The organism is Dactylosporangium sp. NPDC005572, from assembly GCF_040605515.1.
In the GTDB taxonomy this organism is placed as follows: Bacteria; Actinomycetota; Actinomycetes; order Mycobacteriales; family Micromonosporaceae; genus Dactylosporangium.
This window is the reverse complement of sequence record NZ_JBEXCY010000105.1, coordinates 1-19,602: the sequence shown is the minus strand read 5'-3', so window position 1 is coordinate 19,602 and position 19,602 is coordinate 1. Positions and strand designations below refer to the sequence as shown.

The 19,602-nt window shown below is 70.6% G+C and carries 20 protein-coding genes; 14 read left to right on the top strand and 6 right to left on the bottom strand.

Features of this window, described 5'->3' with window-relative positions; genetic code table 11:
* Positions 1-18 precede the first annotated feature (18 nt).
* Positions 19-1,419 (bottom strand): trehalose-6-phosphate synthase, encoded by a 1,401-nt coding sequence (locus ABZS66_RS36725; RefSeq protein ID WP_354765961.1) that lies wholly within the window; start codon positions 1,417-1,419, stop codon positions 19-21.
* A 20-nt stretch (positions 1,420-1,439) separates the two neighbouring features.
* Here ABZS66_RS36725 and ABZS66_RS36720 point away from each other — a divergent pair, with 20 nt between their 5' ends.
* From ABZS66_RS36720 to ABZS66_RS36685, 8 genes are all read left to right on the top strand, one after another.
* The gene (locus ABZS66_RS36720; RefSeq protein ID WP_354765959.1) at positions 1,440-2,090 is read left to right on the top strand and encodes a hypothetical protein; all 651 of its coding nucleotides are present in this window, start codon (positions 1,440-1,442) and stop codon (positions 2,088-2,090) included.
* 92 nt (positions 2,091-2,182) lie between these two features.
* Positions 2,183-3,862: an energy-dependent translational throttle protein EttA gene (ettA, locus tag ABZS66_RS36715; protein ID WP_354765957.1), complete on the top strand. Its 1,680-nt coding sequence runs from the start codon at positions 2,183-2,185 to the stop codon at positions 3,860-3,862.
* A 3-nt stretch (positions 3,863-3,865) separates the two neighbouring features.
* On the top strand, positions 3,866-4,267 hold the full coding sequence (locus ABZS66_RS36710) for a thioesterase family protein (RefSeq protein ID WP_354765955.1): 402 nt from the start codon (positions 3,866-3,868) through the stop codon (positions 4,265-4,267).
* Positions 4,255-4,878, top strand: coding sequence for a hypothetical protein (locus ABZS66_RS36705; protein WP_354765953.1), 624 nt, complete (start codon positions 4,255-4,257; stop codon positions 4,876-4,878). Before ABZS66_RS36710 ends, ABZS66_RS36705 begins: the two co-directional genes overlap by 13 nt.
* 169 nt (positions 4,879-5,047) lie before the next feature.
* On the top strand, positions 5,048-5,572 hold the full coding sequence (locus ABZS66_RS36700) for a YbjN domain-containing protein (protein WP_354765951.1): 525 nt from the start codon (positions 5,048-5,050) through the stop codon (positions 5,570-5,572).
* A 224-nt stretch (positions 5,573-5,796) separates the two neighbouring features.
* Positions 5,797-7,677, top strand: a complete 1,881-nt coding sequence (lepA, locus tag ABZS66_RS36695; protein WP_354765949.1) for a translation elongation factor 4 — start codon at positions 5,797-5,799, stop codon at positions 7,675-7,677.
* Positions 7,677-8,162 carry an NUDIX domain-containing protein gene (locus ABZS66_RS36690; RefSeq protein WP_354765947.1) on the top strand — a complete coding sequence of 162 codons (486 nt, stop codon included), beginning with the start codon at positions 7,677-7,679 and terminating at the stop codon, positions 8,160-8,162. Before lepA ends, ABZS66_RS36690 begins: the two co-directional genes overlap by 1 nt.
* Positions 8,163-8,229: 67 nt before the next feature.
* Positions 8,230-8,511, top strand: coding sequence for a GlsB/YeaQ/YmgE family stress response membrane protein (locus ABZS66_RS36685; RefSeq protein ID WP_354765945.1), 282 nt, complete (start codon positions 8,230-8,232; stop codon positions 8,509-8,511).
* Between the two features lie 795 nt (positions 8,512-9,306).
* On the opposite strand, the gene ABZS66_RS36680 is transcribed toward ABZS66_RS36685, so the two are convergent.
* From ABZS66_RS36680 to ABZS66_RS36670, 3 genes are all read right to left on the bottom strand, one after another.
* Positions 9,307-10,227, bottom strand: coding sequence for a phytanoyl-CoA dioxygenase family protein (locus ABZS66_RS36680; RefSeq protein WP_354765943.1), 921 nt, complete (start codon positions 10,225-10,227; stop codon positions 9,307-9,309).
* Positions 10,228-10,363: 136 nt separating this feature from the next.
* Positions 10,364-11,251, bottom strand: coding sequence for a hypothetical protein (locus ABZS66_RS36675; protein WP_354765941.1), 888 nt, complete (start codon positions 11,249-11,251; stop codon positions 10,364-10,366).
* A 60-nt stretch (positions 11,252-11,311) separates the two neighbouring features.
* Positions 11,312-12,085 (bottom strand): enoyl-CoA hydratase-related protein, encoded by a 774-nt coding sequence (locus ABZS66_RS36670; RefSeq protein ID WP_354765939.1) that lies wholly within the window; start codon positions 12,083-12,085, stop codon positions 11,312-11,314.
* Positions 12,086-12,102: 17 nt separating this feature from the next.
* Here ABZS66_RS36670 and hemW point away from each other — a divergent pair, with 17 nt between their 5' ends.
* Entirely contained in the window at positions 12,103-13,299 is a 1,197-nt protein-coding gene (gene hemW / locus ABZS66_RS36665) for a radical SAM family heme chaperone HemW (protein ID WP_354765937.1), read from the top strand.
* Between the two features lie 32 nt (positions 13,300-13,331).
* On the opposite strand, the gene ABZS66_RS36660 is transcribed toward hemW, so the two are convergent.
* Positions 13,332-13,865: a DUF4870 domain-containing protein gene (locus ABZS66_RS36660; protein ID WP_354765935.1), complete on the bottom strand. Its 534-nt coding sequence runs from the start codon at positions 13,863-13,865 to the stop codon at positions 13,332-13,334.
* 184 nt (positions 13,866-14,049) lie between these two features.
* Between ABZS66_RS36660 and hrcA the strand changes: the two genes are divergently transcribed.
* The 3 genes from hrcA (at position 14,050) to ABZS66_RS36645 (ending at position 16,984) form a co-directional block, all read left to right on the top strand.
* On the top strand, positions 14,050-15,072 hold the full coding sequence (hrcA, locus tag ABZS66_RS36655; protein WP_354765933.1) for a heat-inducible transcriptional repressor HrcA: 1,023 nt from the start codon (positions 14,050-14,052) through the stop codon (positions 15,070-15,072).
* An 86-nt stretch (positions 15,073-15,158) separates the two neighbouring features.
* Complete coding sequence (dnaJ, locus tag ABZS66_RS36650) at positions 15,159-16,283, top strand: molecular chaperone DnaJ (RefSeq protein WP_354765931.1); 1,125 nt, start codon at positions 15,159-15,161, stop codon at positions 16,281-16,283.
* Positions 16,280-16,984 (top strand): 16S rRNA (uracil(1498)-N(3))-methyltransferase, encoded by a 705-nt coding sequence (locus tag ABZS66_RS36645; RefSeq protein WP_354765929.1) that lies wholly within the window; start codon positions 16,280-16,282, stop codon positions 16,982-16,984. The genes dnaJ and ABZS66_RS36645 overlap by 4 nt, the downstream gene beginning before the upstream one ends.
* 81 nt (positions 16,985-17,065) lie before the next feature.
* On the opposite strand, the gene ABZS66_RS36640 is transcribed toward ABZS66_RS36645, so the two are convergent.
* Positions 17,066-17,794 (bottom strand): SDR family oxidoreductase, encoded by a 729-nt coding sequence (locus ABZS66_RS36640; RefSeq protein WP_354765927.1) that lies wholly within the window; start codon positions 17,792-17,794, stop codon positions 17,066-17,068.
* An 18-nt stretch (positions 17,795-17,812) separates the two neighbouring features.
* Between ABZS66_RS36640 and ABZS66_RS36635 the strand changes: the two genes are divergently transcribed.
* On the top strand, positions 17,813-18,163 hold the full coding sequence (locus ABZS66_RS36635; RefSeq protein ID WP_354765925.1) for a histidine triad nucleotide-binding protein: 351 nt from the start codon (positions 17,813-17,815) through the stop codon (positions 18,161-18,163).
* Positions 18,160-19,503, top strand: coding sequence for a serine hydrolase domain-containing protein (locus tag ABZS66_RS36630; RefSeq protein ID WP_354765923.1), 1,344 nt, complete (start codon positions 18,160-18,162; stop codon positions 19,501-19,503). The genes ABZS66_RS36635 and ABZS66_RS36630 overlap by 4 nt, the downstream gene beginning before the upstream one ends.
* The last annotated feature ends 99 nt before the right edge of the window (positions 19,504-19,602 follow it).

Sequence of the window (19,602 nt, the reverse complement as noted above, 5' to 3'; positions counted from 1 at the left end):
GGTGGAGCGGCGATTGCGTCATGAGGCCTCGCCGAGCGCGTCGAGGAAGGCGTCCGCCCAGGCGCGGACGTCGTGCGAGCGCAGGTGGGAATGCATAGCATGCATCCGCTTGCGCCCCTCGACCGGGTCGACGTGGATCGCGCGCATGAGTGCGTCTTTCACTCCGTCGAGGTCGTGCGGGTTGCACAGGAACGCCTGGCGCAGTTCGGCTGCCGCGCCGGCGAACTCGGACAGCACGAGGGCGCCGCGGTCGTCGGCGCGGGCACCGACGTACTCCTTGGCCACCAGATTCATGCCGTCCCTCAACGGAGTCACCATCATGACGTCGGCCGCTACGTACAACGCGGCCAACTCAGCCCGACTGTACGACTGATGGAGGTAGTGCACCGCCGGTTGGCCAACTCGTCCGTACTCGCCATTGATGCGCCCGACCTCGCGTTCAACATTCACCCGGAGAGTCTGGTAGTGCTCCACCCGCTCCCGACTCGGCGTAGCCACTTGTACCATCACCGTCTCGGGCGCCGTGAGTCGTCCTTCCGACAGCAGTTCCCTGAATGCCTTGAGCCTTCGCTCGATGCCTTTGGTGTAGTCGAGCCGGTCGACGCCGAGGATGAGGGTGCGCGGATCGCCCAGTTCGGTGCGGATGGCCTTGGCTCTGGCCTGCACTTCCGGCGAGGCGGCGAGCCGCTCCATCTCGGCCACGTCGATTGAGATCGGGAACGCCTCGGCGCGCACCGTGCGGCCCTCCCACTCGACGATGCCGCGCCGCACGCGGGTGCCGAGCAGATGTCGGGACAGTTGGACGAAGTTCTGCGCGCCGAGTGGCCGCTGGAAACCAACCAGATCGGCACCGAGCAGGCCCTTGAGAACTTCGGCCCGGCGGGGTAGTTGCATGAACAGCTCGACCGGCGGGAACGGGATGTGCAGAAAAAACCCGATCCGCAGATCGGGCCTCGTCTCGCGGAGCAGGGCAGGCACGAGTTGCAGCTGGTAGTCCTGCACCCAGACGGTCGCGCCGGGGCCGGCGTGGTCGGCCACGGCCTTGGCGAAGCGCTCGTTGACCAGGCGGTAGGTCTCCCACCACCGGCGCTTGAAGATGGGCGTCTCGACGGCGTCGTGGTAGAGCGGCCACAGGCTGGAGTTGGAGAATCCTTCGTAGTACCGCTCGATCTCGGCCGCGCTGAGCGAGACGGGCGCCAGCCGCACGCCCCCGGTCTCGATCGTCTCCTCCGGCAGCTCGGGCTCGCCGACGCCGCCCGGCCAGCCGACCCAGGTGCCGTTGTACTGCTGGAGCACGGGCTCGAGTGCGGTCACCAGTCCACCGGGGCTCCTGCGAAAGCTCACGTCACCGTCCGGACCGACCACCTTGTCGACCGGCAGCCGGTTGGCGACCACCACGAATGCACTGTTTCCAGCCACGTGTGTTGTCCTCCCCCTGGGTGATCCACCCTCGTACTTTCAGCCTACTGATCCCCATCGCCACCCGGCAGCATGCAGCGGGCTGGCTCACAGGTGCGATCCTGCTGTGCATGTCGCGCTACGGTCCTGAAGTGGAGCGGGAGACGAGCCGTACGGCCGTCGTCCTGCTGTCGCTGCTCATCCTCACCGTCCTCGGTGCGTTGCTGGGCTACATCCTCGGCAAGCGCGACATTGACGCTCGTGAGTCACCTTCCGGTGACGGAAAGTCTCCCACGGCGCCTGCGCGGACCTCTGCGGGGGCTTCCGTCACGGCGGCCGCCGAGCCCTGCCCGGACTTCATCGGCACGGCGGCGCAGGCCCGGAAGGGGAATACGAAGCTCCCGCTGGTGCTTGTGCTGTACATCCGCACCGACCGGAACAGTGAGGTGTGGATCTGTCGCGAGAGCAGCGGCCTCGGCCTCTGGTATCAGGGCCACGACCGGCGGAAGGGCTTCTACCCCGACGAGATCCCGGTCGAGGGCGACAACGGCCTGCTGCTGTCCAGCGTGACCCAGGCCGGTGAGGGCTACACCGCCGTCAACGACCGCACGACCTATCGGGTCAGCCGCTCGGAGCTGCGCGTCACCGGCGATCAGAACTACACCGCCAAGGTCGTGCAGTCGGCCCCGTAGGGCCGGATTGGGCGTCGCGCGGCGGGCCTGGAAAGATTGTGCTGACATCTGTCTTGAACACCCGTGTTCGTAACCGGAGGTAGGGGCGCACCGTGGCGCAGTACATCTACGTGCTCGAGAAGGCGCGCAAGGCGCACGGCGACAAGGTCGTGCTCGACAACGTCACGCTGTCGTTCCTGCCCGGCGCGAAGATCGGCGTGGTCGGCCCGAACGGTGCCGGCAAGTCCAGCCTGCTCAAGATCATGGCCGGGCTCGACAGGCCCAGCAACGGCGAGGCCCGGCTCATGCCCGGCTACACCGTCGGCATGCTGCAGCAGGAGCCGCCGCTCAACGAGACCAAGACCGTCCTCGGCAACATCGAGGAGGCTGTCGCCGAGACCAAGACGAAGCTCAACCGCTTCAACGAGGTCGCCGAGCTGATGGCGACCGAGTACAGCGACGAGCTCATGGAGGAGATGGGCCGGCTGCAGGAGGAGCTCGACCACGCCGACGCGTGGGACATCGACTCCAAGCTCGCCCTGGCGATGGACGCGCTGCGCTGCCCGCCGCCGGACGCCGACGTCTCCCAGCTCTCCGGTGGTGAGCGGCGCCGTGTCGCGCTGTGCAAGCTGCTGCTGGAGGCGCCCGACCTGCTGCTGCTCGACGAGCCCACCAACCACCTCGACGCCGAGAGTGTGCAGTGGCTGGAGCAGCACCTCCAGAAGTACGCGGGCGCCGTCCTGGCCGTCACCCACGACCGCTACTTCCTCGACCACGTCGCCGAGTGGATCGCCGAGGTCGACCGCGGCCAGGTCCACGGCTACCAGGGCAACTACTCCACCTACCTGGAGAAGAAGGCCCAGCGCCTCGCCGTGCAGGGCCGCAAGGACGCCAAGCTGCAGCGGCGGCTCAGCGAGGAGCTGGAGTGGGTCCGCTCCAACGCCAAGGCCCGCCAGACCAAGTCGAAGGCCCGCCTCGGCCGCTACGAGGAGATGGCCAACGAGGCCGAGAAGACCCGCAAGCTCGACTTCGAGGAGATCCAGATCCCGCCGGGCCCGCGCCTGGGCAACGTGGTCATCGAGGCCGGCAGCCTGGTCAAGGGCTTCGACGAGCGGGGCGTGCTGATCGACAACCTGTCGTTCACGCTGCCGCGCAACGGCATCGTCGGCATCATCGGCCCCAATGGCGTCGGCAAGACCACGCTGTTCAAGACCATCGTCGGGCTGGAGAAGCCCGACGCCGGCACGGTGCGGGTCGGTGACACGGTCCAGCTGTCCTACGTCGACCAGAACCGCTCCGGCCTCGACGGCGACAAGACGGTCTGGGAGGTCGTCTCCGACGGCCTCGACCACCTGATGGTCGGCAAGGTCGAGATGCCGTCGCGGGCCTACGTCGCCGCGTTCGGCTTCAAGGGCCCCGACCAGCAGAAGCCGACCAAGGTGCTCTCCGGCGGCGAGCGCAACCGGCTCAACCTCGCGCTGACGCTGAAGATCGGCGGCAACGTGATCCTGCTCGACGAGCCGACCAACGACCTCGACGTCGAGACGCTCTCCTCGCTGGAGAACGCGCTGCTGGAGTTCCCCGGCTGCGCCGTGGTCATCTCCCACGACCGGATGTTCCTCGACCGGGTGGCCACGCACATCCTGGCCTGGGAGGGCGACGACGGGAACCCGGCCAAGTGGTTCTGGTTCGAGGGCAACTTCGAGGCGTACGAGAAGAACAAGGTCGACCGGCTCGGCCCGGATGCGGCGCGCCCGCACAGCGTCACCTACCGCAAGCTGACCCGCGACTGATCCGTGGCCAGGTTCGTCCATCACTGCGCCCTACGCTGGTCCGACCTGGACGCGTACGGGCACGTCAACAACGCGCGCGTCCTCACGCTCTACGAGGAGGCGCGCGTTGCCCTGATGTTCACCGCCGCCCAGGCGGCCGGGCTGGCGACGTTCGAGGACGGCATCGTCATCTCACGTCATGAGATCGACTACCTCCGGCCGATCGACTACGGCGACCCGGTCCGCATCGAGCTGTGGCTCGAGGAGATCAAGGCGAGCCGGTTGACGGTCGCCTACGAGCTGTTCGACGGCGACGAGCTCGCGTCCCGCGCCCGGACCGTGTGCGTGCCCTTCGACCTGGAGGCCGGGCGGCCGCGGCGGGTCAAGGACGTCGAGCGCGAGTTCCTCTCACCATGGCTTGGCTAGCCGGTTCCAGCCGCTCGGACGCCGGGGCGTTCCTCGCCCGGCTGGTGCGGCTGGACCCCGGCGCCCTGGTCCGGTTGCGGCCCGCGGGGGAGGGCGCGGTGGCCCTGTGGTCCCGCCTTCCATGGGGTGTACTGGTGTGCCGCGGCGTGCGCGGCGCGGTCCCGCTCGACCGGACCGTGCTGGGGTCCGAGCTGGCGGCGACCCTCGACGGCGAGCTTCCCGCATCGCGGGACAGTGATTGGCGATGGTCGATCCCATCGGCGCCCGGCGCGGTCGTCGAGCGGATCCCGGCGGCCGACGTGCGCCGGGTCGGCGCCGCCGCCGCGGAGACCCTGCGGACCGCCGCCGCCGAGGGGGTCGGCGGCCGGGCGGTCGGATCCCGGATGCTCCGCGACGCGCTCCTCGACCACGTGCCGATCATGGTCACGACGGACGACGGGTCGCATATAGCCGTCTCCCAGCGCCTCGTCCAGGCCGTCGTGCGGATGGGGTTCGTCGGCGAGGGCCCCGGAGACTTCGTCGATGTCCGGATTTCGGGCCCGTGGACGGCCCTGGCCTGCGCATATGGCTCTGCCTGGCATCGTGCCGCCGGATCACTCCTCATCGGATAGACGGCTGTAAGACCCTCACCCGAACGGGTGGTGCGAGGGTGAAATTGGGGGCTGCTGAAACTCGGCCGAACGGGTACCGTCCTCTTTCGGGTCCACCGCCGAGCGAATTCACCTGGCGACGGACCGCACATGCGGGTGGAGGCGCACGGGGGAGCAGGGAGCGCGGGAGATGCCAAGATGGCCATGGCGGGCCGAACCGACGGACAGCACCGTCGCGCAGCTCGCCCGGGAGGACGCAACCCCGGTGACCGACAAGCCGTGCGACGGTTCCCACGGGGTCGCGCCGGTCACGCTGCTGCGGGTGGCGGAGGCCCTCGAGAAGCTGGAGATCCGGTACCTGACCGACGGCGACGGAAGCCTGCTCGCGCTCTGGGAGCGTCACGCGGTGCTGTTCGCGCTGGAAGGCCCCTCGGACGAGATCCTGGTGATCCGGGCCCGGCCGCACGCGACCGTGCCGCCGGACTGGGCCGACCGGTCCTACCGGGTGGTGAACGAGTGGAACCACACGCGCCGCTTCTACAAGGCGTACGTGGGTGACCCCACCGACCGCGGTCAGCTGCCGATCTACGCCGAGATGCAGGTGCCGCTGCTCTCCGGCGTCCACGACGCGCTCATCGCCGAGATCGTCGACTGTGCCTCGACGGTCGCCCTGGGCTTCGTGGACTGGCTCCACGACGAGGGTGGCCTCCTGTAGGACCGCCGACGCAGGCTGCGGAAGCAGCTGCACGTGCAGCTGCACCCCCCACCGCCGACGTGGTTCGCTGCCCGTCCGTTCACCGTCATAGTGTCCGCATTTATACGGATTTGTCGTGTAAATGCGAACACTGGCCGCGGGTAGAGGGTGGCGGGGGCTCAGGGGTATTGCCGGCGGCGTGGGACGATGTAGGAGATCCCCACCCGCATGGAGAACGGACGCCTGTGCCACCGACCATCGACCCCGGCGCGAACCGGCCCGGTGCGACCGCCCCGGACCGCATTCGCAACTTCTGCATCATCGCCCACATCGACCACGGGAAGTCGACGCTGGCCGACCGGATGCTGCAGCTCACCGAGGTGGTGGATTCGCGGCAGATGCGCGCGCAGTACCTCGACCGCATGGACATCGAGCGGGAGCGCGGCATCACGATCAAGAGCCAGGCGGTCCGCATGCCGTGGGCCGTGCGGGAGGGCGACCTGTCCGGCGAGTCGTTCGTGCTCAACATGATCGACACGCCCGGCCACGTCGACTTCACCTACGAGGTCTCCCGCAGCCTGGCCGCGTGCGAGGGGGCGGTGCTGCTCGTCGACGCGGCCCAGGGGATCGAGGCGCAGACCCTCGCCAACCTGTATCTCGCGCTCGAGAACGACATGCACATCATCCCGGTGCTGAACAAGATCGACCTGCCGGCCGCCCAGCCGGAGAAGTACGCCGAGGAGCTCGCGCACCTCATCGGGTGCGAGCCTGACGACTGCCTGCGGGTCAGCGGCAAGACCGGCGTCGGGGTGGCGCACCTGCTCGACGAGATCGTGCGGCAGTTCCCCGCGCCGAAGGGTGAGTCCGACGGCGCCGCCCGGGCCATGATCTTCGACTCGGTCTACGACGTCTACCGGGGCGTCGTGACGTACGTCCGGGTCGTCGACGGGCGGATCGGGGCGCGCGACCGGATCCGGATGATGTCCACCGGCGCCGTGCACGAGCTGCTGGAGATCGGCGTCATCTCGCCCGAGCCGATCAAGGGCGCGGCGCTGGGCGCCGGCGAGGTGGGGTATCTCATCACCGGCGTGAAGGACGTCCGGCAGTCCCGCGTCGGTGACACGGTGACGATCAACGCGAAGCCGGCCGCCGAGCCGCTCGGGGGCTACAAGGACCCCAAGCCGATGGTGTACTCCGGGCTGTACCCGATCGACGGCTCCGACTACCCGCTGCTGCGCGACGCGCTCGACAAGCTCAAGCTCAACGACGCGGCCCTGGTCTACGAGCCGGAGACGAGCGCGGCGCTCGGCTTCGGGTTCCGCTGCGGCTTCCTCGGCCTGCTGCACCTGGAGATCATCCAGGAGCGCCTGGAGCGGGAGTTCAACCTCGACCTGATCTCGACGGCCCCCAACGTGGTGTACCGCGTGATCATGGACGACGGCACGGAGCACGCCGTCACCAACCCCAGCGAGTTCCCCGACGGCAAGGCCGGCCAGATCTACGAGCCGACGGTCCGGGCGACGGTGCTGACCCCCAACGACTACGTCGGCGCGGTCATGGAGCTCTGCCAGGGCCGCCGCGGCAGCCTGCTCGGCATGGACTACCTCTCCGCCGACCGGGTCGAGCTGCGGTACACGCTGCCCCTCGGCGAGATCATCTACGACTTCTTCGACCAGCTGAAGAGCCGCACCAAGGGCTACGCGAGCCTCGACTACGAGCCGAGCGGCGAGCAGCAGGCCGACCTGGTCAAGGTGGACATCCTGCTGCACGGCGAGGCCGTCGACGCGTTCAGCTCGATCGTGCACAAGGACAAGGCGTACAACTACGGCGTCACCATCGCCTCGAAGCTGCAGAAGCTGATTCCCCGGCAGCAGTTCGAGGTGCCGATCCAGGCCGCCATCGGCAGCCGCATCATCGCCCGCGAGACGATCCGGGCCATCCGCAAGGACGTGCTCGCGAAGTGCTACGGCGGTGACATCAGCCGGAAGCGCAAGCTGCTGGAGAAGCAGAAGGAAGGCAAGAAGCGCATGAAGATGGTCGGGCGCGTCGAGGTGCCGCAGGAGGCCTTCATCGCCGCGCTGTCGACCTCCGACACGGCCGCCACGGACAACAAGTCGAAGAAGTGATGCACTGCCCGCGGTGCGGCGCCCGGCTCGCCCAGGCGCCGCCGACGGTGTGCGGTGCCTGCGCGTACGCCACCTACGTCAACCCCCGCCCGACCGGCACCGCGATCATCGTCGAGCGCGGCCGGTTCCTGGCGATCCGCCGGGTCCGCGACCCGCGGGCGGGCTGGTGGGACCTGCCCGGCGGCTTCTGCGACGCCTTCGAGCACCCCGCCGACGCCGCCGTCCGGGAGGCGCGCGAGGAGCTCGGCCTGGCGATCGAGCTGGGTGAGTTCGTCGGCATGTACATCGGGACGTACGAGTTCCAGGGGGAGTCCCTGCCGGTCCTGGACTGCTTCTGGCTGGCGAGCGTGGTCTCCGGGGAACTGCGGCTCGACCCCTCCGAGGCCAGCGAGTTCGAATGGTTCCCATTGGCCGATCCGCCGGAAATGGCGTTTCCGACCATGGATGCCGCGTTGCGTCGGGTCACGCTTCGTTTGGTGCCCTGATTCCGTGGGCAAAAGAGGCTCAACCGCAAAGCACAACCCCCCTGGTTGAGGTTCTTAGGAGGACACCGTGACCGTCACCGGAATCATCACGGCGCTGATCGTCGGTCTGATCGTCGGCGCGCTCGGCAGGCTGGTCGTCCCCGGCCGCCAGAGCATCCCGATCTGGCTCACGATGGTCATCGGCGTCGTCGCCGCCCTGCTGGGCACGGTGATCGCGAACGCGATCGGCATTTCGACCAACACGCCGGGCGTCGACTGGGGCGAGCTGCTCGTCCAGGTCATCCTGGCCGCCGTGGGCGTGGCCCTGGTGGTCGGCGTGGCCGGCCGCGGCCGCCGCACGCTGCCGTAACGACGCGTCACAGCGCAAGGCCCTCGCCTCTTCCCCGGGAGGCGAGGGCCTCACGCCGTCCCCTCCGGGACGCTTCTCGACACCCCGCCGCCCCCTATTTCCCACTTTCCCACGCCACCCGCCGGGCTATGCCGGTCCAGCCTGTTCGCACAGTTTGCGCCGCGCCTCCGGCCCGTTCGCCTCGTCTGCGGAGCCCCTCCGGCCCGCGCTCCCAGTTTTGCGGCGCCCCTCCGGCCCGTTCGCACTGTTTGCGGCACCCGTCCGGCTGGCGATCCCAGTTTGCGCCGCCCGCCCGGTCCGCTATCCCATGATCAAGGGAAACATCTGGTCGTCATGGCAGCCAGATTCTTCCCATGATCATGGCGGTGGGTCGGCCGCTCCGGCCCCGGGTCCGCTCGGGGTGCACCCCCGCGCTCAAGATCGGCGTTCGGGGCGGCGCCGCCCGGTCTCGGGTCCGATCGAGGCGCACCCCACGCTCAAGATCGGCGTTTGGGCGGCGAACGCCGGGCATGGCCGGCGCGGCCTGGCACCAGGTCGTGGCGTTGGCCGGCCCAATCAGCGACCACTCACACCCCGTCTCATGATCGATGGCGAGTTCTGGCTGCCAGGACAGCCGGATTCCTCCATCGATCATGGCCCCGCCCGTGCGGATACGTCTTCTGCTCACTGTGACATAACCGAAATGTCGGATATGTCAGGCACGAAGTGCCGGACATATCCGGAGACAGCAACGCGGACGCCCGGCCACCCGCCGGGGTAACGGCAGGTACCGGGCGTCCGGGTCGGTGCGTCAGGCTAGCGGAGCCACGGGACCGAGCGGTCGAGGAGCCCGCGGGTCTTGAGCTCCTTGCGGAGCGGGATCTCCTCGTCGATGTACCCGTTCCAGTTGATGCCCCAGTAGTTGGCCGTGTGGGTCGCCTCGCCGCACAGCTGGCGCTGGACCGGCGTGCGGTTGGCCCACCACTCGCTGCCCGGGTCGATCGGCATGTCGTCAAGGTTGCGGATCCATCGGTACGTGTACCCGATGAACAGCATCTTGCGGGTGATGTCCGAGTAGTTGGGCGAGCGGGAGTGCCACAGGCGGCGGTCGAAGATGAAGCAGTCGCCCGGGTTCGCCGTGATCTCGACCGTGCCCTCCGGGTCCGGGTTGTGGACCGTGGTGTCGGCCGGGCGCGGCAGCGAGTTCCACAGGTGGCTGCCCGGGATCACCTTCGTGGCGCCGCGGCCCTGCTCCGACAGGTCCGAGATGACGTAGGCGATCTTCAGCGAGAACATCGGCCGCGGGAGATTGGGGTCCATCGTCTCCGGGTCGGAGTTCTGGCGGTACCCGTCCTGGTGCCAGCCCCAGGACGGCGGCTCCTCCTCGGACGTCGGCGGCGTGACGTCCAGGTGGTTGTGGTGGGTGTAGATGTTCCAGCCGGCGAGGCCCCACATGTACGGGAAGAGCGTCGGCTGGGTCAGCAGGTGCCCGAACAGGTCGTCACGCGTCAGGAAGCCCAGCAGGTGCAGCGTGCCGTCCTTCTTCATGGAGCTGGAGCCGGCCGCCTGTTCCTCGGCGTAGACCCGGTCCATCGCGGCCTCGAGCTGCGCGCGGTGGTCCTCCTTCAGGACGTTGCGGACCAGCAGGAAGCCCTGATCCAGGAACTCCTTGCGGTCGGCCTCGCTGATCGGCTCATAACCGGTGAGACCGCCGTAGTCGGGTGCAGCGGACGTCATGTCCTCCCCTTACTTTCGTCAACCAGGGAACGACCGATCGTAACGCGAGGTGCATGAGTGTCCGACTCGGGAGTTGGCCACCTGACATTGTCCGAATGGGCGACAACCTGCTGGTCGCGCGGAACGTCAGGGTACCTCAGTACACCTCGGCGACGACCCGCTCGCCCGCCGGTCCGGCATTGATACCACCACGCTCGGTGACGTGCTTCCAGGCGCCGCTGTCGGCCGTCCACTGCATGTCGTTGAATACGACGCGCTTGACGCCGTGCTCCTGGGCCTGGGCGACCAGCCAGTGGGCGTACTGCCAGCCGGTCTTCGACTCGCGCACCTTCAGGGCCACCCCGACGAGGTTCGCGACGTCAGCGGTACCGATGTCACCCCAGTCGGCTTTGAGACTGGCCCCGAGGGCCTGGACGGCGGCCGGCCCGCGGCTCTCGTCCTCGGTGACCGTGCAGGCGACGGAGGCGGTGACCTCGCCGCTGAGGGCGCGGGCCATGATCTCCGACTCGTCGGCCCACTTCTCGTAGGCCTCGGGGTGGGCGCTGCGCTGCACCGCCTGCGCCGCGTCGGTGACCCGCATCTTCTCCCAGCCCTTGATCTTGACCAGGGCGGCGTAGAACTTGCCCGCCGCGTACCGCGGGTCGGCGATCTGTGCCGGCGTGCCCCAGCCCTGGCTCGGCCGCTGCTGGAACAGGCCGATCGAGTCGCGGTCGCCGCCGGAGAGGTTCTCCAGCTTCGACTCCTGCCAGGCGGTGGCGAGGGCGACGACCAGCCCGCGCTGCGGGATCTTGCGGGTCAGCCCCACGGCCGTGATGGTGGCGGCGTTGGCGAGCTGCTCGGCGTCGAGGTCGACCTCGGTCGTGGGCGACGAGGACGACCCGGTGCCCGCGCCCACCACGCAGGCCTTCCCGGTGGGGATGCGCAGCGGCAGCTGGTCGCTGATCCGGTGCAGGACGACATACGCGCCGATGGTCACGGCAATGGCCACGGCCGCAGTCACCGCGACCGTCTGTCGAACACGCATTGTCACCTCCCGCCCGAGAACTCGACCAGCGTACGTGCCAACCGCCACCTCACCGGACGCTTACGCGCCGTCCGGGATCCAGTTTGGTGCCCTTTTCTCCCGGTAGGCGACGATCCCTTCGAACCCTTCCGCCGACCCGAAATATCCGACAGAGAGCTCGGTCAGCTCGGCCACGTCGTCACGGAACGTGTCGGCTTTCCGGCGCCGCAGCAGTCGCTTGGTCCCCGCCAGGGCGCCCGGGGCCCCGCGGACGAGCGCGGCGACGTAGGCGTCGACCGTCGCGTCCAGCGAGCCGGCGTCGACCGCGGCGGTCACCAGGCCCACCTCGGCCGCCCGGGCGCCGCCGAACGTGTCCCCGGTGAGGAACAGCTCGGCGGCCGCGCGCGGTGACAGCCGCGGCAGCACTGTGGCGGAGATCACGGCGGGGATCACGCCGATGCGGACCTCGGAGAAGGCGAACGTCGCGTCGACCGTGCACACGGCGAGGTCGGCGGCGGCGATCAGGCCCAGCCCACCGGCCCGCGCCGGGCCGGCGACCCGCGCGACGACCGGCTTGCCGCTCTCCCAGATGGCCGCGAGGACCTCGCCGACCCGGTTGATCGGCGGCTTGCCCTTCCCGAAGGCCTCGGCGGTCTCCTTGAGGTCGGCGCCGGAGCAGAACACCGGGCCGGTGTGCGTCAGCACGACGACCCGGACCGTGTCGTCGGCCTCGGCGGCGGCCAGGGCGGCGAGCAGCTCCTCGATCAGCGCCGTCGACAGCGCGTTGCGGTTGGACGGGCTGTCGAGGGTGAGCGTCGCCACGCCCCGCTCGGTTTGTGACCGCACGAGAGACATGCGGGCACACTAGTGAAATGCCCGGAGCACTGCCAGAAGGCGAGCCGATCCCACTCGACGGTTCCCTCCCCGACGGGGTCGCCGACACCGCCGGCGCGGAGGGCTTCGGCGTCTACGTCCACGTGCCCTTCTGCGCCACCCGCTGCGGCTACTGCGACTTCAACACCTACACGGCGAGTGAGGGCGTGGTCAGCACCGGCTACGTCGAGCAGGTCCTCGACGAGCTGGCCCTCGCCGCGAAGGTGGTCCGCCCGCCCCGGGTCGACACCGTGTTCTTCGGCGGCGGCACGCCGACCCTGCTGCCCCCGGCCGAGCTGGGCCGCATCCTCGCCGGCATCGACCGCACGTGGGGCCTCGCCGCGGACGCCGAGGTCACGACCGAGGCCAACCCCGAGTCGGTCGATCCGGCGGCGCTGCGCGAGCTGCGCGCGGCCGGGTTCAACCGGATCTCGCTCGGCATGCAGTCCGCGGCGCCGCACGTGCTGGCGGTGCTGGACCGGCGGCACACCCCGGGCCGGCCGGCGCGGGCGGCCGAGGAGGCGCGCGACGCTGGATTCACCCACGTCAATCTTGATCTCATCTACGGTACCCCGGGAGAACGCGCCGAGGACTTCGCCGCTTCGCTGCGCACGGTCGTCGACGCCGGGGTCGACCACGTCAGCGCCTACGCGCTCATCGTCGAGGACGGCACCCGCATGGCCGCCCGCATGCGCCGCGGCGAGCTGCCCTACCCGGACGACGACGTCGCCGCCGACCGCTACCTGCAGGCGGAGGAGGCCCTGACCGCCGCCGGGCTGGGCTGGTACGAGGTGTCGAACTGGTCCCGCGAGGCACCCTGCCGGCACAACGAGCTCTACTGGCGCGGCGGCGACTGGTGGGGGCTCGGTCCGGGCGCACACAGCCACGTGCGCGGGGTGCGCTGGTGGAACGTCAAACACCCGCACGCCTACGCGGCGCGGCTCGCGGACGGGGCGTCGCCCGGGCAGGCCCGTGAGGTACTGACGAGGGAAGAACAGCACATGGAGGACGTGCTGCTGCGAATCCGGCTCGCCGAGGGGCTGCCGCTGGCGATGCTCCCGCCGGGTGCGCTCGCCGCGGCCCGCGACTGCCTGGCCGACGGGCAACTGGAGGCCGGCGCGTTCGAGGCCGGCCGGGCGGTGCTGACGCTGCGCGGGCGGCTGCTGGCCGATCTGGTGGCGCGCGCCCTCACGTGAGCGGGGCGCGCGCCGAAGCGGACGTGCGTGACTTACTTGATGAAGCGGAAGGTCGCCGGGTAGCGGTACAGCTCGCCGCCGTTGGCCTTCATGCCGCCGATGATGGCGAAGATGATGATGAAGATCCAGACCAGGAACGGCACGAAGAACAGGATGCCGAACGAGCAGACCGACAGGACGACAGCGATGATCATCGCGATGCCCCACGTGATGTGGAAGTTCAGCGCCTCGTTGGCGTGCGCCTTCACCGTGGGGGACTCGTTGCCCTTGGCCAGCAGCGCGATCAGCGGCGCGATGAAGCCGAGGATGATGCCGCCGAAGTGGGCGATGAGCGCCCAGGTCTTCTCGTCACTGTTCGCGTAGCCGACCGGCGCGCCCGGGGTGCCGTAGGCACCCGGCTGCTGGTAGCCGTAGGCACCGGGCTGCTGGTACTGCTGCTGGTCGTAACCCGGCTGGTAGCCCGCGCCGGACGTGGGGGGCACGTAACCACCGCCCGAGGTGGGCGGGGGGTAATTGGGGTCCGACGGCGAGCCGTACTCCCCCGGGGGGCGAGGTGGTTCACTCATGGGGGTCACGGTAGGGGCACCGATCAAGCGGCGCCAGCGACACGGCATGACTTCTTTTCGACAAACTTTGCGCAGACCAGGGCCGGACTGCCAGATTGCGCTCAAAACGGATCATCGCCTTGGTCGCCCCGGCGACGTAGACTGGCACTCACTACGCGGGAGTGCCAGTCTTCGAGGAGGTGCCATGGCCCTTGACGAGCGGAAGCTGGAAGTGCTGCGCGCCATCGTCGAGGACTACGTCGCCACCCAGGAGCCGGTCGGCAGCAAGGCGCTGGTCGAGCGGCACAACCTGCGCGTGTCGCCGGCGACGGTGCGCAACGACATGGCGGTGCTGGAGGACGAGGGATACATCCGGCAGCCGCACACGAGCGCCGGCCGGGTCCCGACCGACGCCGGCTATCGGCTGTTCGTCGACAAGCTGTCCCGGATCAAGCCGCTCAGCCAGGCCGAGCGCCGGGCCATCGAGCGGTTCCTGATCGGCGCGGTCGACCTCGACGACGTCGTCCACCGCACCGTCCGCCTGCTCGCGCAGCTCACCCGGCAGGTCGCCGTCGTGCAGTATCCGAGCCTGTCCCGGGCCAGCGTCCGGCACTTCGAGCTCGTGCCGATCTCCACCACCCGGCTCATGGTCGTGATGATCGCCGAGACCGGCCGGGTCGAGCAGCGCCTCGTCGACCTGCCCGGCCCGATCCTCGCCGACGACGTCACCGAGCTGCGCCGGAGGATCAACGAGAAGCTCGTCGGCAAGCGGCTGGTCGACACCCCGCCGCTGGTCCAGGCCCTCGTCGAGGAGTCCGGGCCGGCCCTGCGCCCGCCGATGGCCGCCCTGTCGACGGTCCTGCTGGAGACGCTGGTGGAGCGCACCGAGGAGCGCATCGCGCTCGCCGGCACCGCCAACCTCGCCCGCGGCGGGCTGCTCGACTTCCAGGGCTCGCTCCGCCCGATCCTCGAGGCGCTCGAGGAAGAGGTCATCCTGCTCAAGCTCTTCGGCGAGGTGGAGCCCAGCATGACTCGGGTGCGCATCGGCGACGAGAACGAGATCGAGGATCTGCGCGGCACGTCGATCGTCGCCACCGGCTACGGCCCGGGGTCGATCGTCGTCGGCGGGATGGGCGTGCTCGGCCCGACCCGGATGGATTACCCCGGCAACATCGCCACCGTGCGCGCCGTGGCACGCTACGTGGGCGACATGCTGGCGCAAAGTTAACCGGGTGACCGAGCGCGGCGGCCGTGTCGGGCGTCGCCTGAAGGAAGTTGAACAATCTCATGGACGAGTCAGGGGCATAGGACTCAGTGGCGAAGGACTATTACGGGATTCTCGGCGTCAAGCGGGACTCCACGGCCGATGAGATCAAGCGGGCCTACCGGCGGTTGGCCCGCGAGTTCCACCCGGACGTCAATCCCGACCCGGCCGCGCAGGAGAAGTTCAAAGAGATCAACGCCGCCTACGAGGTCCTGTCCGACCCCCGCAAGCGGGAGATGGTCGACCTGGGCGGCGACCCGCTGGCGCCCAGCGGCGGCGGTGGCGGCCCGGCCGGCGGCGCGTTCGTCGGCTTCCAGGACATCATGGACGCCTTCTTCGGCACCACGTCGAGCCGCGGGCCGCGCCCGCGCGTCCGGCCCGGCGCCGACGCGATCCTGCGCCTCGACCTCGACCTGCACGAGACGGCGTTCGGCGTCGAGGCGCCGATCACGGTCGACACCGCCGTCGTCTGCAACACCTGCTCCGGCGCCGGCACCGCGCCCGGCACCCACCCGCAGACCTGCGAGATCTGCGGCGGCCGCGGCGAGGTCCAGTCGGTCCAGCGCACCTTCCTCGGCCAGGTCGTGTCGGCCCGCCCGTGCTCGGCCTGCCAGGGCTTCGGCACGGTCATCCCGCACCCCTGCGCCACCTGCGGCGGCGACGGCCGGGTCCGCACCCGCCGCACGCTGACCGTCAAGATCCCGTCCGGCGTCGAGGACGGCATGCGCATCCGCCTCGCCCAGCAGGGCGAGGTCGGCCCCGGCGGCGGCCCGCCCGGCGACCTCTACGTCGAGATCCACGAGCGCCCGCACGACGTGTACTCGCGCAAGGACGACGACCTGCACTGCCGCGTGACGGTCCCGATGACGGCGGCCGCCCTCGGCACCCGCCTGACCATCAAGACCCTCGACGGCGAGGAGACGGTCGACGTCAAGGCGGGCACCCAGCCGACGTCCACGCTGCGCATCCGCGGCAAGGGCGTCCCCCACCTGCGCGGCACCGGCCGCGGCGACCTCTACGTCCACCTCGACGTGCGCACCCCGACCCGGCTGGAGCCGGAGCAGGAGCGCCTGCTGCGCGAGTTCGCCCGCTCCCGCGGCGAGGAGGTGGCCGAGCTGTCGAAGCAGGGCGGCTTCTTCTCCCGTATGCGGGACGCCTTCAACGGCCACGCGTGAGCCTGCCGCTGTTCCTGGTCGGCTCGCTGCCGGCGGCCCCGGGGGCGTTCCGCCTCGACGGGCCCGAGGGGCACCACGCCGCTGACGTGCAGCGGATCACCGCGGGTGAGCGCCTCCTGCTCGGCGACGGCCGGGGCGGGATCGCGACGGCGGTCGTCACCGCCGCCCGCAAGGGCGTGCTCGAGCTCGACGTCGAGGGCGTCGAACAGGTGCCCGCCCCTGCTCCCGCGATCACCGTCGTGCAGGGGATCGCCAAGGGGGAGCGGGGCGAGCTGGCGGTCCAGCTCATGACCGAGCTCGGCGTCGACCGGATCGTGCCGTGGCAGGCGGCCCGCTCCATCGCGCGGTGGAAGGACGCCAAGCCCCTGGAGCGGTGGCGGTCCACGGTGCGGGAGGCGGCCAAGCAGTCCCGCCGGCCCTGGCTGCCCGAGGTCACCGAGCCCGTTCGGCAGCTGCGGCTGGAGGGCGCGGTCCTCGTGCTGCACGAGGAGGCGGCGGTACCGCTGTCGGCCGTCGAACTGCCCTCCTCGACGGACATCACGCTGGTCGTCGGCCCCGAGGGCGGCATCGCCCCGGAGGAGCTGGACACGCTGAGCGCGGCCGGCGCCCGCCCCGTGCGGCTGGGGCGGGAGGTGCTGCGCACCTCGAGCGCCGGCGCGGCCGCGATCGCGGCCCTCTCGGTGCGGCTCGGCCGCTGGTAGGCTGCGCCGGTCACGCGGGGTAGTCGCGTGGTGCGGCGATTTGGCGGCGGCGGGTACGTTGATAAGGCAGCCGCGTCGACGTCAGCGGAAGTAGCTGGCGCCGTTCAGGTCCAGCACCGAGCCCGAGGCCCACTCCGACGACGCCAGGAACAGCACCGCCGCAGCGACCTCGTCGGGGCGCGCGACCCGGTTGAACGGGCTCTGCGCACGGATAGCGTCGCCGTCGCCCTGGTCCATGATCGCCTGGCCCATGTCGGTGGCGACGAAGCCCGGGGCGACAGCGTTGACGGCGATGCCGCTCGGCCCGAGGGCCAGCGCGAGGGACTGGGTCATCGAGTTGAGCCCGGCCTTCGCCGCACCGTAGGCGGGGTAGCGGGGCTCGCCGCGGAACGCGCCGCGCGACGACACGTTGACGATCCGCCCGCCGGGGCCCAGGTGGCGGGCCGCGCAGAAGCAGACGTTGGCCGGGCCGACCAGGTTGACGGCGAGCGTCTCCTGCCAGGCCGCCTGCCACTCGTCGTAGCCCTGCTCCAGGATCGGGTGCTCCACCGCCGTGGCCGCGTTGTTCACGACCACGTCCAGGCCGCCGAGCGCCGCGGCGGCCGCGTCGACGAACGTGCGCACCGACGCCGGGTCGCCCAGGTCGCCCGACACGATCGCGTGGCCCTCGCCCGGCAGGGCGGTGACGTCGAGGCCGGGGGAGTTGCGGTGGTGGAGGGCGACGCGGTCGCCGTTCGCGGCGAAGGCGTGGGCGATCGCGGCGCCGATGCCACGGGAGGCGCCCGTGACCAGGACTCTGCGTGCAGACATGCGGCCTAGTATGCCTAGGTGACGAATGACTGCCTGTTCTGCCGCATCGTCGCGGGGGAGATCCCGGCGACCGTGGTGCACGAGACCGACGAGACGCTCGCGTTCCGTGACATCGGGCCCAAGGCGCCCGTCCACGTGCTGGTGATCCCCAAGGCGCACCACGCCGACGTCGCCGAGCTCGCCGCCGCCGACCCGGCCCTCGCCGGGACGCTGCTCGCCGCCTGCGCCGCGGTCGCCGCGGGGGAGGGGCTCAAGGAGGACGGGTACCGGGTGATCTTCAACGTCGGCGCGCACAGCGGCCAGGAAGTCTTCCACGTCCACGCGCACGTCCTCGGCGGCAGGCCGCTGGGCCCGATGGTCTCGGCATGAGGCCGGCGCAGCGGTACGAGCGCATCGTCCGGCGAGTGCAGGCGGAGGCCCGCGTGCCGGCGCTCAGCGTCGCGGTCCACCGTGCCGATCGTCCACTGTGGACATTCCAGGTCGGGGCAGACGCCGGTACGCAGCTGCGCATCGGGTCGGTCACCAAGACGTTCACGGCGGTGCTCGTCATGCAGTGCCGCGACGACGGGCTGCTCGACCTCGACGACCAGATCGCCCGCCACCTGCCGGTCAAGGCGCACGGCGAGCTGGCGATCGGCCGGATGCTCTCGCACCTGTCGGGCCTGCAGCGGGAGCCGTTCGGCGACGTGTGGGACACCATGGCCGCCCCCGACGTCGAGGGGCTGCTGGCCCAGCTCGACCGGGCCGAGCAGGTGCTCCGGCCGGGCCTGCGGTTCCACTACTCCAACCTCGCCATCGCGCTGCTCGGCCACCTCGTCGGGCGGCTGCGCGGCGGCACCTGGGAGGAGGTGCTGCGGGACCGGATCCTGGAGCCGCTCGGCCTGCACGACACCGCGCCGGTCCCCGCGCGGCCGGCGACCGGGTACATGGTCGACGCCTGGTCCGACTACGCGCACCCCGAGCGCCCCGACGACTTCGGCGCGGTCGGGCCGGCGGCGCAGCTGTGGAGCACCGCGGCCGACCTGGCCCGCTGGGCGGCGTTCCTGGCCGACCCGCGGGAGATGGACCCCAACGGCGCCATCCTGGCCGCGCCGACCGTGGAGGAGATGCGCGCGCCGCAGGCGGTCACCGAGGACGTGCTCTGGGCGCGGGGCTTCGGGCTCGGGCTGATCGTCCACCCGCAGGCCGGACCCGAGCGCATCGTGCACGTCGGTCACGACGGTGCCATGCCGGGCTTCCTGGCCGGGGCCTACGGTCGCGTCGGCGGCAGCGGTACCCCGGGCGCCCTCGCCGTCGCCGCCCTGGGCTCGTCGGGGACCGCGGGCGAGATCCTCGAGCTGCCGCACGAGCTGCTCGCCGCCGTCGTCGCGGAGGACCCGGCCGACATCGCGCCGTGGGTGCCCGGCGAGCCGGCGCCGCCGCAGTACCGCTCGGTGCTCGGCCGCTGGTGGAGCGAGGGCTTCGAGTACGCCTTCAGCTGGCGCGACGGCGGCCTGCAGGCCCGCGGCGTCGACCACCCGGCGGCCCGCCCGCCGGCCCGGTTCGCGCCGGTCGAGGGGGAGCCCGACGTGCTGCGGACGGTGTCCGGGCGGGAGGCCGGCGAGCTGCTGCGCCTGACCCGCGACGAGGAGGGCCGCGTGGTCCGGATGCACTGGGCCACGTACCGCGTGACCCGCGCCCAGGAGGCCTTCGACGGCCACGTCTTCTAGCAAAGAGCCTGACCAGCAAAGAGGGCCAGCACCGAGGGCTAGCGGCAACGCCGTTCAGTTAGGCCGGTGAGTGGGTTGTCAAGGTTCGTCGGTGAGGAT